This window comes from Thermomonas sp., assembly GCF_047606765.1.
In the GTDB taxonomy this organism is placed as follows: domain Bacteria; phylum Pseudomonadota; class Gammaproteobacteria; order Xanthomonadales; family Xanthomonadaceae; genus Thermomonas.
Genome location: NZ_JASGED010000007.1, coordinates 1 through 14,060, shown reverse-complemented (window position 1 = coordinate 14,060; position 14,060 = coordinate 1). Strand labels below are relative to the sequence as shown.

The window sequence follows — 14,060 nt, the reverse complement described above, 5'->3', positions numbered from 1 at the left end:
TCGTGCGGGCCAATGCCGGCCAGCATATCGTCCGGACGTTGTCATGACAAGTTGTGGGTTTCCCCGATTCGTCGTCCTCATTGGCGTTCATTTATGGTCAGTGCGGCTTGCAACTTTTCGCCGAACACCGCCCAGGCAAACCCCTGCGCAAACTGCTCGGCACGTGCTTTCCAGCAGCCATCGCCATCTGACAGAACCCGAAGAATGGCGTCACTCAACACCGCGTAATCACCGGGCGGCACCAGATAGCCGGATTGCCCTTCGGCCACTGCATCCACGATACCGCCCGTGGCAAACGCCACGGTAGGCAGACCATGCGCTGCTGCCTCCACGGCCACCATGCCGAAACCTTCCGGATCGCCGGGAAGTTCACGGACGGGGAAGACGTGGACATCGCAGGCGCGATAAATATCTCCCAACGCCTGGTAGTCGGTGATGACGCCAAGAAAACGGATATTGCCGCCAACGCCGGCGGCATCAGCGGCGGCCTGGATGGACTGTGGTGTTTGCGCCTCTGCATGCAATGCCTGCTTGGGAGCATCGCCCACAACCAGCAACAGTGCATTCGGATACTTGGCCACAATGATGGGCAAGGTATTGGTGACGAACTCGCGCAACCCTTTGCGAGTGGACAGACGGCCAACGGAAAGCAGGATCGGGCTTCCCGAAAGCTGACGTACCGGACGCGATTCCTGCTTCGGCAGATCGACCCCCGGATGGACGATGCAGAGTTTGTCATCGTGTATCCCGATGTTCCTGCACAGCATCGCCGTGGGGCCACTATTGGCAATCACTCCATCCATGCGGCGCAGTGCGCGCAGCCAGATGGCGCGATAGACGGGATGCTTGACTGCTACATCCAGCCCATGCACATACGCATGCGCCCGCGCACCACAGAAGCGCGCCGCTGCACGCGCCAGCGGCGCAGTCAGCCCGCTGCCAGCCAGCACGATGTCCGGCCTGAAGCGACGGGCCTCACGCCGCGCAACGATCCAGCTGGAAAGCAGGAACTTCCACAGCGGCTTCAGCGGAACTTCGACGACTTGCACATTCTCAGGCGCAAGCGCAGCGGAGCCTTGTGGCCCGATCACGCAAACATCGGACACGTTCGCGAGTTCATCCGCCATGTGCCAGTTCAATCGTTCCATGCCACCCACCAGCGGCGGCAGGTTGCGGGTAATCAGCATCACCCGCTTGCGGCGAACGGACGAATCAGCCATCGCGCCTGTACGTCAGGTTGGTGATCTGCTCGGAAACAAGGCCGATCAGGAACACGATCACTGCAGCACTGAACAACAACATGCTCATGTTGGTGAACTGGTGCCGGGTGGCATAGGTGTATCCATACCAGCCCAACCCTGTCAGGAAAAACAGCGTGGACACGGGAACAAACAGCTTCAGCGGCGAATACAGGCTGGCGATCTTGAAGATGATGAGCAAGAACCGAACGCCATCCCTGAGCGGGCGGATGTGGCTGGCGGTGCCCACGCGCTTCTTCACGTCGATTGGCACATAGGCCACCGGGTAGGCGCTGCGGAAGAAGGCCATGGTGCTGGTGGTGGGGTAGCTGAATCCGTTGGGCAGCAGGTGCAGGAACTCGCGGAACTTGTCCGCGCGCACGGCACGGAAACCGGAGGTCAGATCCAGGATGCGGTGCCCCGTCATCCAGCTTGCCAGCCGGTTGTAGAAGCCGTTGGCCAGGCCACGATGGAGATTGGCCTGCCCGCTTCCATCGCGTGCGCCCACCGCCATGTCATAGCCTTCGGCAAGCTTTGCCAGAAGCAGGGGAATGTCCGCAGGTTCGTGTTGACCGTCGGCATCCATGAATACCAGCACGTCGCCACTGGCGGCGCGGGCACCGCGCTTGATCGCGGCGCCATTGCCCATGCCATAGGGGGCCGACAGCACCCTGGCACCCATTTCCGTGGACACGGTCACGGTTTCATCCTTCGAACCATCGTCCACCACGATGATTTCCGCGTCCGGCAGTACCTCACGGATGCGCGGCAACGTCTTGCGCAGGCCCTCGGCCTCGTTGCGGGCCGGCAGGATCACGGATACGGATGGTCGGTCTGGATTCCCCATGGTGCGAAGCGTACCGTGGATGCCGTCCTGATGGGCATCCTGCCCTGCCCGCACAATGCCTTGCCGGCGGGTTTTGCAGTAAAGTCACCGCATCGCGAGGGGAAACAGGGCGAGAAATGAGTGCAGCACCCAGTGCCAACCTGATGGGCATCACAGGCATCGCCCGGCGCTTGGTGCTGGATGGCGCCCTGGACGAAGCCGCAGCACGCAAGGCGATGGATTCCGCATCGGCGGAGAAGACACCGCTGGCGACCTATCTGGCCGAGCATCGCCTGGCCACGCCCGACGCGCTGGCTGCCGCCAATTCCATCGAGTTCGGCATGCCGTTGATCGATGCGCTGACCATCGACCCGGCGCAGTCGGCCATCGCCCTGGTCAAGGAAGAGCTGCTGCGCAAGCATCAGGTGCTGCCGCTGTTCAAGCGCGGTGGGCGGTTGTTCGTGGGCACCAGTGACCCGACCAACCTGCAGGCACTGGACGAGATCAAGTTCCACACCAACCTGGCGGTGGAACCCATCCTGGTGGATGCCGAGCGCATCAGGCGCTGCCTGGAGCAATGGCTGGAAGCCGCCGACGCGCTGGGTGAAGACGGTGACTCTGATGGCCTGGACAATCTGGACACCACCGGTGGCGATGAAGATCTGACCAACGACAGTGGTGTCGATGCCAAGGGTGATGACACCCCGGTGGTCAAGTTCGTCAACAAGGCGCTGATCGATGCCATCCGCCGTGGTGCCTCGGACATCCACTTCGAACCTTACGAGAACGATTACCGCGTCCGCTACCGCATTGACGGCATCCTCAAGACCGCCCGCAAGGCACCGGTGAAGCTACATGCGCGCATCGCCGCCCGCCTGAAGGTGATGTCGCAACTGGACATCGCCGAAAAGCGCGTGCCGCAGGACGGCCGCATCAAGCTGAACCTGAGCAAAAACAAGCAGATCGACTTCCGCGTCAGCACCCTGCCCACCTTGTTTGGCGAAAAGATCGTGCTGCGTATCCTTGATGGCAGCGCCGCCAAGATGGGCATCGACAAGCTGGGCTACGAGCCGGTGCAGCAAAAACTCTTTCTGGATGCCATCCACAAACCGTATGGCATGGTGCTGGTCACCGGCCCTACCGGCTCCGGCAAGACCGTGAGCCTGTACACCGCGCTGGGCATCCTCAACGACGAAACCCGCAACATTTCCACCGCCGAAGACCCGGTGGAAATCCGCCTGCCCGGCGTGAACCAGGTGCAGCAGAATGCCCGGCGCGGCATGACCTTTGCCGCCGCACTGAAATCGTTCCTGCGCCAGGATCCGGACGTCATCATGGTCGGCGAAATCCGCGACCTTGAGACCGCAGAAATCGCGATCAAGGCGGCCCAGACCGGTCACATGGTGCTTTCGACCCTGCACACCAACGACGCGCCGCAGACGATTGCTCGCTTGATGAACATGGGCATCGCGCCCTACAACATCACCAGCTCGGTCAGTCTGGTCATCGCCCAGCGCCTTGTGCGCCGACTGCACGACTGCAAACGCGCAGTGCAATTGCCTGAACATGCCCTGCTGGCGGAAGGCTTCACTGCCGACGAGGTACATGCCGGGATTACGGTCTATGAGCCGGTGGGCTGCCCGGATTGCACCGAAGGCTACAAGGGGCGCGCCGGCGTCTATCAGGTCATGCCGATGACCGAGGAAATCCAGCAGATCGTGCTGGCCGGTGGTAATGTCCAGCAGATCACGGAAGCCTCACTCAACAGCGGCGTCCGCGATCTGCGCCGTTCGGCGCTGGACAAGGTGAAACAGGGGATCACCAGTCTGGTCGAGATCAACCGCGTCACCAAGGATTGAGGGGAACCACCATGTCCGCACGCAGAGCTGCCACCAGCAAGACCAGCGAGAAAGCCGATAGCCGCCGCCTGAATGCGCTGGAGGAGTTCGTCTGGCAGGGCCGCGACAAGCGTGGCGTGGTGATGAAGGGCGAGCAGATGGCGAAGAACGCCAACCTGCTGCGCGCCGAACTGCGCAAGCAGGGCATCACCCCCACCGTGGTCAAGCCCAAGCCGAAACCACTCTTCGGCGGCGCGGCCAAGAAGATTTCGGCGCGCGATATCGCCGGCTTCAGCCGCCAAATGGCGACCATGATGAAATCCGGCGTGCCCATCGTGATGGCGCTGGAAATCATCGGCGGCGGCAACAAGAACCCCGCCATGAAGAAGATGGTCAACAGCCTGCGCAGCGACATTGAGGGTGGTTCCTCAATCTACGAGGCAATGAGCCAGCACCCGGTGCAGTTCGACGAGCTGTACCGGAACCTGGTGCGCGCCGGCGAATCCTCGGGCGTGCTGGAAACCGTGCTGGAGACCATCGCCACCTACAAGGAGAACATGGAGAGCATCAAGGGCAAGATCAAGAAGGCCCTGTTCTATCCGGCAGCAGTCGTGGCCGTGGCCATCATCATCTGCGCCGTGCTGATGATCTTCGTGGTGCCGGTCTTCAAGGAGACCTTCGCGGATTTTGGTGCCGACCTGCCCGCTTTCACCAACCTGGTGTTCGGCATCTCCGACATTGTGGTGAAGTGGTTCTGGCTGATCGGCCTGATCGGTGCGATTGGCATCGGCACGTTCATCTATTTCTACAAACGCTCCACGGCACTGCAGCACTTCATCGACAGGATGATGCTCAAAATCCCGGTGATCGGAAAAGTGCTGCACGAATCCTCGATCGCCCGTTTCGCCCGCACCCTGGCGCTGACCTTCAAGGCCGGCGTGCCCTTGGTGGAAGCGCTGGACAGCGTGGCCGGTGCCACCGGCAATACCGTCTATGAAAAGGCGGTGTTGCGCATGAAGGATGACGTGTCCGTCGGCTACCCGGTCAACGTGGCGATGAAGCAGGTCGGCGTCTTCCCGCACATGGTGGTGCAGATGACCGCCATCGGCGAGGAGGCCGGCGCGCTGGACACCATGCTGTTCAAGGTCGCCGAGTTCTACGAGGAAGAGGTCAACAACACCGTTGACGCCCTCAGCAGCCTGATCGAGCCGATGGTGATGGTCATCATCGGTGGTCTGGTTGGCTCCATCGTGATCGCGATGTACCTGCCGATCTTCAAGATCGCCATGACGGTGATGTAAGCAAGGCTGTTTCCTGAATGGCATTTCTCGACGCACACCCCGGCCTCGGCTATCCCGCTGCGGCCGGCCTGGGCCTGCTGGTTGGCAGCTTCCTCAACGTGGTCATCCTGCGCCTGCCGAACCGGCTGGAATGGCAATGGAAGCGCGACGCCCGCGAGATTCTGGAAGAGCCCGAGCTTTACGACCCACCGCCTCCCGGCATCGTGGTGGAGGGCTCACACTGCCCGCAATGCAAAAAACCGCTGTCCTGGTACGAAAACATCCCGGTCTTCAGCTGGGCGATCCAGGGCGGCAAGTGCCGGGGCTGCAAGGCACCGATTTCCATCCAGTACCCGCTGGTGGAGCTGCTGACCGGGCTGCTGTTCCTGGCCTGCGTGTGGCGCTTCGGCTTTGGCTGGCAGGGCTTCGGTGCGCTCGTGCTCACCAGCTTCCTGATTGCGCTGTCCGGCATCGATTTCCGCACCCGCCTGCTGCCGGATCAGCTCACCCTGCCGCTGCTGTGGCTGGGGCTGATCGCCGCCTGCGACAACCTGTACATGCCGGCCAAACCGGCGCTGCTGGGGGCAATGGCCGGCTACCTCAGCCTGTGGATCGTGTATTGGGGCTACAAGTTGCTGACCGGCAAGGACGGCATGGGCCACGGCGATTTCAAGCTGCTGGCCGCGCTGGGCGCATGGACCGGGCTTGCCGGCGTGTTCCCCACCATCCTGCTGTCCTCGCTGGTGGGCGCCGTGGTCGGCTCGATCTGGCTGGCGGTCAAGGGCCGCGACAAGGCCACGCAGATTCCCTTCGGGCCGTATCTGGCCATTGCCGGCTGGATCAGCTTCATGTGGGGCAAGGATCTGGTCGGCTTCTACATGCGCATCGCCGGCCTGCAATAAGCGGGAATTGACGCAGTGAGCCGCTTCATCATCGGCCTGACTGGCGGGGTCGCCTCCGGCAAGAGTGCGGTCGATGGATTGTTCCGCACGCTTGGAATCAAGGTGGCCGATGCCGACCTGGCCGCGCGCGATGCGGTGGCCGTGGGCAGCGAGGGTTTGGCCGAAGTCGTGGCCGCATTCGGGGCGGGCGTGCTGGCGGCGGACGGCAACCTGGATCGCCCAGCGATGCGGCGGCGCGTATTCGCCGATGCCGATGCCCGCAAGGCGCTGGAAGCCATCGTGCATCCGCGCGTGCGCAGTGCGCTGAAAACCGCCTGCGAGGCCGCGAACGGGCCGTATGCCATCGCTTCCATCCCGCTGCTGGCCGAAGGCGGCGGGCGCGATGCCTATCCCTGGCTGCGCCGGGTGCTGGTGGTCGATGTGCCGGAAGCCGTGCAGCTTGCGCGCCTGTTGCAGCGTGACGGCATCGACGATGCACTGGCACGGACGATGATCCAGGCGCAGGCGACGCGGCGCGAGCGCCTGGCGATCGCCGACGACGTACTGGTCAACGATGGCCCGCTGGATGCCCTGCCGGCGCAGGTCGAGGCGCTGGATCGGTTCTACCGGCAACTCGCCAACACGTAGGGGCAGGCCCCCGTGCCTGCCCCCTGCCCTGTGCGATGTGGGTGGCCACAGGGGGCCACCCCTACGGATTCCACAACCCGCGAATCGCGGCGATGCCCTGCGCGCCATGGGCGCGCGCCTCGATGATGTCGCCCACCCCAAGCCCGCCGATGGCGTAGATCGGCAAGGACACCTGCTCGCGCAGGCGGGCGAAGCCTTGCCAGCCGATGCCGGCCTGTCCGGGGTGCGTGGGCGTTTCCCGCAACGGGCCGAGGATGGCAAAGCTGCAGCCAAGCTGCTCGGCCAGCGCCTGTTCTTCGGCATCGTGGCAGGACGCAGCGACCGGCTGGCCGCTGGCCCGTATTGATTCGATGCTGCCGGCAATCGCCGCGTCGCGCAGTTGCAAGGCACGCAGATGCAGGCCGATGCCGAGTGTTGCCGCCAACCCGGCATCACCATTGACCAACACCTCTGCATCGGCCTCGCGACAGAGCGCCACCGCTTGTTCTGCCAGTTCCGCCCAGCGCGCAGGCGCGCAACCGGGCGCGCGCAACTGCACGCGGCGGACACCGGCAGCGAGCGCAGCCTGCAAGCCGGCAAGCCAACCGGCATCGTCCGCACCGGGCGTGGGCGTTATCAGATAGCGATCCGGTTGCAGCAGCGCCGCAACCACCGGGCGGTCAGCGGGTGGCATCGGGTAATCGACCAACCGATGCAGCGGTGCCCAGACAAGCGCCTGCCCGTCCAGTCCCTTCGGCACGCCCCGGAATGCAACATGACGCACGTCCAGCACCAGCCGCTTGTCCGGGTACTGCTGCGGCACGCGGATCACCGCTTCGCCACTGACAGCCTCGATGCCCAGTTCTTCGTGCAGTTCGCGCGTGAGCGCGTCTTCCGGCGTTTCGCCCGGTTCGACCTTGCCGCCCGGGAACTCCCAAAGCCCGGCCAGATCGCGGCCCTGCGTGCGCCGGGCCAGCAGGATGCGGCCCTTGGCATCGCGGATGACGCCGGCAACGACGTGGATGCTTTTCCCCTCCCCCTGCGAAGGCAGGGGGAGGCCGGGAGGGGGTTGCTCTTGCATCGGCGCCATCATCGAACGGCTCGACCCCTCCCCAGCCCTCCCCTGCCTTCGCAGGGGAGGGAGAAGATCAGATCACGCAAGCTGCCCATGGCAATGCTTGAACTTGCGGCCGCTGCCGCAGGGGCAAGGGTCATTGCGTCCGACACGCGCGAAGTCCGGCTGCTGCGCCATGGCCTGTGCCTGCGCGGCTTCCTCGTCTGCGCCCAGCCCGCCCATGTCCGGGTGCTGGAACTGCATCTGCCGCGCCATCGCTTCGGCACGCGCACGCTCCTCGGCTTCGGCGGCGGCAATCTCGGCCTCGTCGCGCACGCGCAGGCGCGCCAGCAGGCTGATGACTTCGCGCTTCACCTTCTCCAGCAGTTCGGAGAACAGTTCGAACGCTTCCTTCTTGTATTCCTGCTTCGGCTGCTTCTGCGCGTAACCGCGCAGGTGGATGCCCTGGCGCAGGTAATCCATCCGCGCCAGATGCTCCTTCCAGTTCTGGTCGAGCACGTTGAGCATCACGTGCTTCTCCAGCATGCGCATGGTCTCTTCGCCGATCTGCGCTTCCTTGGCGGTGAACAGTTGCTCGATCGCCTCCTGCACGCGCGCCTGGATCTGGCTGGCATCCAGCTCGGCCTCGTCCTTGTGCAATTGCACCAGCGGCAGCTGCACGGCGTATTCGCTGGCGAGTTCGGCTTCCAGACCCGGCAGGTCCCATTGCTCGTCGATGGAATCCGGCGGCACGAAGCGCTCCACCAGATCGGCCACCACGTCATAGCGGATGCCATCGATGTTGGCCTTGATGCTGTCGGCATCCAGCAACTCGTCGCGCTGGCCGTAGATGACCTTGCGCTGGTCGTTGTTGACGTCGTCGAAGTCCAGCAGGTTCTTGCGGATGTCGAAGTTGTGCGCCTCGACCTTGCGCTGCGCGTTGGCGATCTGCTTGGTGACCAAAGGCGACTCGATGATGTCGTCTTCCTTCAGGCCCATCCGCGCCATCACCTTCTGCACCCAGTCGGCGGCGAAGATGCGCATCAGGTTGTCTTCCAGCGACAGGTAGAAACGGCTGGAACCCGGATCGCCCTGGCGGCCGGAACGGCCACGCAGCTGGTTGTCGATGCGGCGGCTTTCGTGGCGCTCGGTGCCGATGATGTGCAGGCCACCTGCGGCCACCACGTCGTCGTGGCGCTTCTGCCATGCCTCGCGCACGCGGCGCTTGTCGTTCTCGCTGGCGTCTTCGCCCAGCGCGGCAAGTTCCGCCTCCAGCGAACCGCCCAGCACGATGTCGGTACCGCGGCCGGCCATGTTGGTGGCGATGGTCACCGCGCCCGGCGCACCGGCATTGGCGACAATGTGCGCTTCGCGCTCGTGCTGCTTGGCGTTCAGCACTTCGTGCGGGATGCCGGCCTCGCGCAGCTTGTCGCTGAGCAGTTCCGATACCTCGATCGAAGTGGTGCCAACCAGCACCGGCTGGCCCTTCGCCACGCATTCCCTGATTTCATTGGCCACCGCGCGGTACTTGCCGGCGCGGTTGAGGAACACGGCATCCGGGTGATCCTTGCGGATCATCGGGCGATGGGTGGGAATCACCACCACTTCCAGCCCGTAGATGTTCTGGAACTCGTAGGCCTCGGTGTCTGCCGTGCCGGTCATGCCGGACAGCTTGCCGTACATGCGGAACAGGTTCTGGAAGGTGATGCTGGCCAGCGTCTGGTTCTCGCGCTGCACCGGCACGCCTTCCTTCGCCTCCACCGCCTGATGCAGGCCATCCGACCAGCGCCGACCCGGCAAAGTGCGGCCGGTGAACTCGTCAACGATGATGACTTCGCCGTCGCGGACGATGTAATCCACGTCGCGCTGGAACAGCGCATGCGCGCGCATCGCCGCGTTGAGATGATGGACAACGTGGATGTTCTGCGGCGCGTACAGGCTTTCGTCCGCGGACAGGATGCCGGCGCTGCGCAGCAACTGCTCGGCGTGTTCCTGCCCGGCTTCGGACATGTGTACCTGCTTGGCCTTCTCGTCCACCCAGAAGTCGCCGGTGCCGTCTTCCACCTGCTGGCGCACCAGCGAGGGCACGATCTTGTTGACGCGCACGTACAGCTCCGGCGATTCGTCCGCCGGGCCGGAAATGATGAGCGGCGTGCGCGCCTCGTCGATCAGGATCGAATCGACTTCATCGACGATGGCGTAGTGCAGGCCGCGCTGGAAGCGGTCCTCCTTGGCCAGCGCCATGTTGTCGCGCAGGTAGTCGAAGCCGAATTCGTTGTTGGTGCCGTAGGTGATGTCGCAGGCATAGGCCGCGCCCTTGTCGGAATGCGGCATGCCCGGATACACCACGCCAGCGCTCAGGCCCAGCCAGTTGTACAGCTTGCCCATCTGGGCGGCGTCGCGGCGGGCCAGATAGTCGTTGACGGTGACGACGTGGACGCCCTTGCCTTCCAGCGCATTGAGATACACCGCCAGCGTCGCGGTCAGGGTCTTGCCCTCGCCGGTGCGCATCTCGGCGATCTTGCCCATGTGCAGGATCATGCCGCCGATCAGCTGCACGTCGAAATGACGCATGCCGAACACGCGCACGGAGGCTTCGCGGCAAACCGCGAAGGCTTCGGGCAGCAGCTTGTCCAGCGACTCGCCCTTTTCGATGCGGGCCTTGAATTCGTCGGTCTTGGCCTTCAGCGCGTCATCGGACAGCGCCTGCATCTGCGGCTCAAGCGCGTTGACCTTCTTGACGATGCCGGAAAGTTGCTTGAGCAGGCGTTCGTTGCGGCTGCCGAAAATGCTGGTGAGCAAGCTGTTGAACATGGGGCGGGAAATCTCTGGCGGGATGCGCGCATCGGGCGCGGCATCGACATGGACATGACAACGAAAACGGGCGCCGGGCGCCCGTTCGGGAGTCGGATAGTGTAGCTGGAGGCGGCAAGCAGCGTCCGCAAGCCCCTCGTTCCGTTGTCAGCCGTTGCCGGGCCCGTGGCGCGCCAGCGCATTGTTGTGGCCCAGGAACTTGCGGGGATTGACCACCACGCCGTCCTGCCACACTTCAAGATGTACATGCGCTCCGGTGGAGCGCCCGGTGGAACCGGCCTTGGCGACCTCCTGCCCGGCGCGCACCAGATCACCCACCTGACGGCTCAGCCGCGAGTTGTGTGCGTAGCGGGTGACGTAGCCGTTGCCGTGGTCGATCTCGATGGTATTGCCGTAGCCGGAGCGGTTGCCGGCATAGCTGACCACGCCATCGGCCATCGCCAGCACCGGATCCCCCACATTGGCCTCGAAGTCGATGCCCTTGTGGAACTGTCCGCCACCGCCGAACGGATCGGCGCGGTAACCGAAGCCGGAGGTGATGTAGCTGCCCGCGATCGGGTCATGCGAAGGCAGCGCACTGCGGTCCAGCTCGCGGTTGAACAACAGGCTTTCCAGCACCGACAACTGGGTGTCGGCACGGCGGTAATCGGCCTCCAGCGCGGCCAGGCGCAGGCGCAGCTCGGCGGGCGGCATGTCGCTGGCGCGCCCGGCGCCGCCCTGCCCGACCGGCTTGTCGAAGTCGAACTCGCCATCCTGCAACTGGCCGCTGCGGGTCAGGCGCGAACCCAGCGCGTTCAGGCGGTTGGCCTGCGCCTGCAATTCAGCCAGCCGTGCGGCCAGCGCGTTCACTTCCTGCTGGGCCTCGCGGCGCACCTTTTCCAGCTCCGCCTTGCGGCTGGCGTCAGCGGCCTGCATGGCCTCGACCTCGGCCAGACCCACCGCGCTGCGCGCGGCAGCGCCGCACAGCATGCCGGCACCCAGCAACAGGGCCAGCGCCGCCAGCGGCCTGCGCATCGCCCAGATCCGCATGCGCCGCACCTGCGCAATCGCGCGCTGGCGGGTATCGTGTTGGCTGGTTGTTTCGGTCATTGCGTTCTGTATGCCTGATTCTCGATCCGCGCCACCCGCCGGGCCACGCGCAGCGCTGGATGCGCTGCTCGCTGCTGCCGCTGGCGACACCCTGCGCCGTGCCCATTGGCTCGATGCAGTGGATCGGTTGTTGCGTCCCCACCTGCCGCCGGAACTGGCCGCGCATGCGCGGCTTGCCAATGTTCGCGGCAACAGGCTTGTTTTCCTCGTCGATTCGCCGGTCTGGCATGCCCGCCTGCGGCTGGCTACCCCCGTACTGCTCGACGCTGCCCGCTCCATCGGGCTCGAAGTGACGGATATGGGCGTCCGGACGACCACCCAGCCGCTGCGGCCAGTACCGGCACCCGCAACGCCCCACGCTTCGATGTCGGCAGCCAGCCGGTCGGGACTGGCGACTGCCATGGAACTGCTGCGCTCGGCCACGCCCGAGGAAGAACCGGGCACCGCCGCAGGCCGCAAGGCGCGGAGCCGGTAGCCACCCAAGGCACCCGCCGACCCGGCCAGCGGGGCATCCTAACGGCATAAGTCCGTGATTTTGTTAAACAAGCCGTAATCCGGGCCTGAATGCGTGCGGCTGGTCACGGTGGGATTGGCCCGCAACAAGATCACCGGGTGTCAGCGAAGCCGCTCGAAATGCGGCGTCGCGTTCCACCCGGCGGTCTTGCCGTAGATGCGATGGATCGCGCCGGGAAATCAAGCAAACGCCGGCGCGGCAGCCCCGTACTCCACCGGCGGCGCGGCAACCGGGTCGGCGTAGGTGACCTGCTCCCAAGCCTCGGCATCGGCCAGCAGCGCGCGCACCAGCTTGTTGTTGAGGGCATGGCCGGACTTGTAGCCTTCGTAGGCACCGATCACCGGGTGTCCGGCCAGATACAGGTCGCCGATGGCATCCAGCACCTTGTGGCGGACGAACTCGTCGGCGTAGCGCAGGCCATCCTCGTTCAGCACCCGGAACTCGTCCAGCACGATGGCGTTGTCCATCGAACCGCCCAGGCCCAGGTTGCGCTCGCGCATGTATTCCAGGTCACGCATGAAGCCGAAGGTGCGGGCACGGCTGACTTCGCGGATGTAGGCCTCGGTGGAGAAGTCCACTTCCGCGCGCGACAGCGAATCCGGGATGGCCGGATGATTGAACTTGACCGTGAACCCGACCTTGAAGCCGTCGTGCGGCTCGAAGCGGGCGATCTTGTCGCCTTCGCGCACTTCCACCGGCTTGACGATGCGGATGAAACGCTTGGGCGCGTCCTGCTCGGCGATGCCGGCGGACTGCAGCAGGAACACGAACGGGCCGGCGGAGCCGTCCATGATCGGGATCTCGGGCGCGGTCAGCTCGACATGGGCATTGTCGATGCCAAGGCCGGCGAAGGCCGACATCAGGTGTTCGACGGTCTGCACCTTGGCGCCTTCGCAGGACAGCCCGGTGCAGAGGGTGGTCTCGGTCACCAGCGCGGCGCTGGCCGGGATTTCCACCGCCGGGTCGAGGTCGGTGCGGCGGAACACGATGCCGGTGTCCACCGGGGCCGGGCGCAAGGTGAGGAAGACCTTCTCACCGCCGTGCAGGCCCACGCCGGTGGCGCGGATCGTGGTCTTGAGTGTGCGTTGGCGCAGCATTGGATGAGATTAACACGCGGCCTGCTGAACCGCGCCTCGACGACACACGCTTCCGACAACACCGCAACGCGTCGCAACGCGTCGCAACGCGTCGCAACGCGCCGAGGAGACTCGCTTTCGGGCGGTTGACGAAATTGCTACGGAAAGAAGCCGGTCGGCAATTGCCGACCGGCCCGAAGGCACACCGGGCTGGCAACCCGGTGTGCATGGGACATGGTCCTTGCTCCCTCCCCTGCTTGCAGGGGAGGGTTGGGGAGGGGTTGCGCCTTGCCGTGACTGTCGGCAAGAACACCCCCTCCCGACCTCCCCCTGCCTTCGCAGGGGGAGGAGTCAGGCTTCAATCCGCCTGACGACGCAGGAACGCCGGGATGTCCAGATAATCATCCTTCGGCAACTCCGCCACCGCCGGTGCGGCATCGACATTGCGACGCAGGCTGCCGGCCAGGCTGCCGCCGGTGGGCACGTAATGATCGACGACATCATCGATCGGCAGCCCGGTGGTGCCATCACGCTTGACCTGCGTGTTGATCAACTGCACATGCGAGCGACGCGGGGCGTCGTAGCCGGAATCGAAACGCGCGGCGGTTTCGCCACGCTGCGGCTGGCGACCGGTGGCGGCGGCGGTGTTCAGGCCGGTCGCCACCACGGTGACGCGGACTTCGTCCTGCATGTCGTGATCCAGCGAGGTGCCGATGATGACGGTGGCGTCCTCGGAGGCGAAGCCCTCGATGGTGCGGCCGATCTCGTCGAACTCGGCCATGGTGAAGTCCGGGCCGGCGGTGATGTTGACCAGGATGCCGTT

The 14,060-nt window shown here is 64.8% G+C and carries 11 protein-coding genes and 1 pseudogene; 5 read left to right on the top strand and 7 right to left on the bottom strand.

Features of this window, described 5'->3' with window-relative positions; translation table 11 throughout:
• Nucleotides 1-77: 77 nt before the first annotated feature.
• Together QM612_RS00710 and QM612_RS00705 are read right to left on the bottom strand one after the other, a co-directional pair.
• On the bottom strand, nt 78-1,220 hold the full coding sequence (locus tag QM612_RS00710) for a glycosyltransferase family 4 protein (RefSeq protein ID WP_415251978.1): 1,143 nt from the start codon (nt 1,218-1,220) through the stop codon (nt 78-80).
• Nucleotides 1,213-2,085: a glycosyltransferase family 2 protein gene (locus QM612_RS00705; RefSeq protein WP_415251977.1), complete on the bottom strand. Its 873-nt coding sequence runs from the start codon at nt 2,083-2,085 to the stop codon at nt 1,213-1,215. The genes QM612_RS00710 and QM612_RS00705 overlap by 8 nt, the downstream gene beginning before the upstream one ends.
• A gap of 116 nt (nt 2,086-2,201) precedes the next feature.
• Between QM612_RS00705 and pilB the strand changes: the two genes are divergently transcribed.
• From pilB to coaE, 4 genes are read left to right on the top strand one after another with little or no spacing between them, the layout of a single operon-like run.
• Nucleotides 2,202-3,923: a type IV-A pilus assembly ATPase PilB gene (pilB, locus tag QM612_RS00700; protein WP_415251976.1), complete on the top strand. Its 1,722-nt coding sequence runs from the start codon at nt 2,202-2,204 to the stop codon at nt 3,921-3,923.
• An 11-nt stretch (nt 3,924-3,934) separates the two neighbouring features.
• Nucleotides 3,935-5,203 (top strand): type II secretion system F family protein, encoded by a 1,269-nt coding sequence (locus QM612_RS00695; RefSeq protein ID WP_415251975.1) that lies wholly within the window; start codon nt 3,935-3,937, stop codon nt 5,201-5,203.
• 17 nt (nt 5,204-5,220) lie between these two features.
• The gene (locus QM612_RS00690) at nt 5,221-6,084 is read left to right on the top strand and encodes a prepilin peptidase (protein ID WP_415251974.1); all 864 of its coding nucleotides are present in this window, start codon (nt 5,221-5,223) and stop codon (nt 6,082-6,084) included.
• A 15-nt stretch (nt 6,085-6,099) separates the two neighbouring features.
• A complete protein-coding gene (gene coaE / locus QM612_RS00685; protein ID WP_415251973.1) occupies nt 6,100-6,711 on the top strand; it encodes a dephospho-CoA kinase in 612 nt (203 codons plus the stop codon).
• Between the two features lie 61 nt (nt 6,712-6,772).
• Here coaE and QM612_RS00680 read toward each other — a convergent pair whose 3' ends face one another.
• The 3 genes from QM612_RS00680 to QM612_RS00670 all read right to left on the bottom strand — a co-directional run bounded on the left by QM612_RS00680 (nt 6,773) and on the right by QM612_RS00670 (nt 11,647).
• The gene (locus tag QM612_RS00680; protein ID WP_415251972.1) at nt 6,773-7,771 is read right to left on the bottom strand and encodes a Nudix family hydrolase; all 999 of its coding nucleotides are present in this window, start codon (nt 7,769-7,771) and stop codon (nt 6,773-6,775) included.
• A gap of 72 nt (nt 7,772-7,843) precedes the next feature.
• Nucleotides 7,844-10,558: a preprotein translocase subunit SecA gene (gene secA / locus QM612_RS00675; protein WP_415251971.1), complete on the bottom strand. Its 2,715-nt coding sequence runs from the start codon at nt 10,556-10,558 to the stop codon at nt 7,844-7,846.
• Between the two features lie 147 nt (nt 10,559-10,705).
• A complete protein-coding gene (locus QM612_RS00670; RefSeq protein ID WP_415251970.1) occupies nt 10,706-11,647 on the bottom strand; it encodes a peptidoglycan DD-metalloendopeptidase family protein in 942 nt (313 codons plus the stop codon).
• 10 nt (nt 11,648-11,657) lie between these two features.
• Here QM612_RS00670 and QM612_RS00665 point away from each other — a divergent pair, with 10 nt between their 5' ends.
• Entirely contained in the window at nt 11,658-12,122 is a 465-nt protein-coding gene (locus QM612_RS00665; protein ID WP_415251969.1) for a DUF721 domain-containing protein, read from the top strand.
• 218 nt (nt 12,123-12,340) lie between these two features.
• Here the strand turns inward: QM612_RS00665 and lpxC are convergent, their stop codons facing one another.
• Together lpxC and QM612_RS00655 are read right to left on the bottom strand one after the other, a co-directional pair.
• Complete coding sequence (gene lpxC / locus QM612_RS00660) at nt 12,341-13,258, bottom strand: UDP-3-O-acyl-N-acetylglucosamine deacetylase (protein WP_415251968.1); 918 nt, start codon at nt 13,256-13,258, stop codon at nt 12,341-12,343.
• A gap of 337 nt (nt 13,259-13,595) precedes the next feature.
• Nucleotides 13,596-14,060, bottom strand: a pseudogene (locus tag QM612_RS00655) (cell division protein FtsZ); the annotation flags it as partial.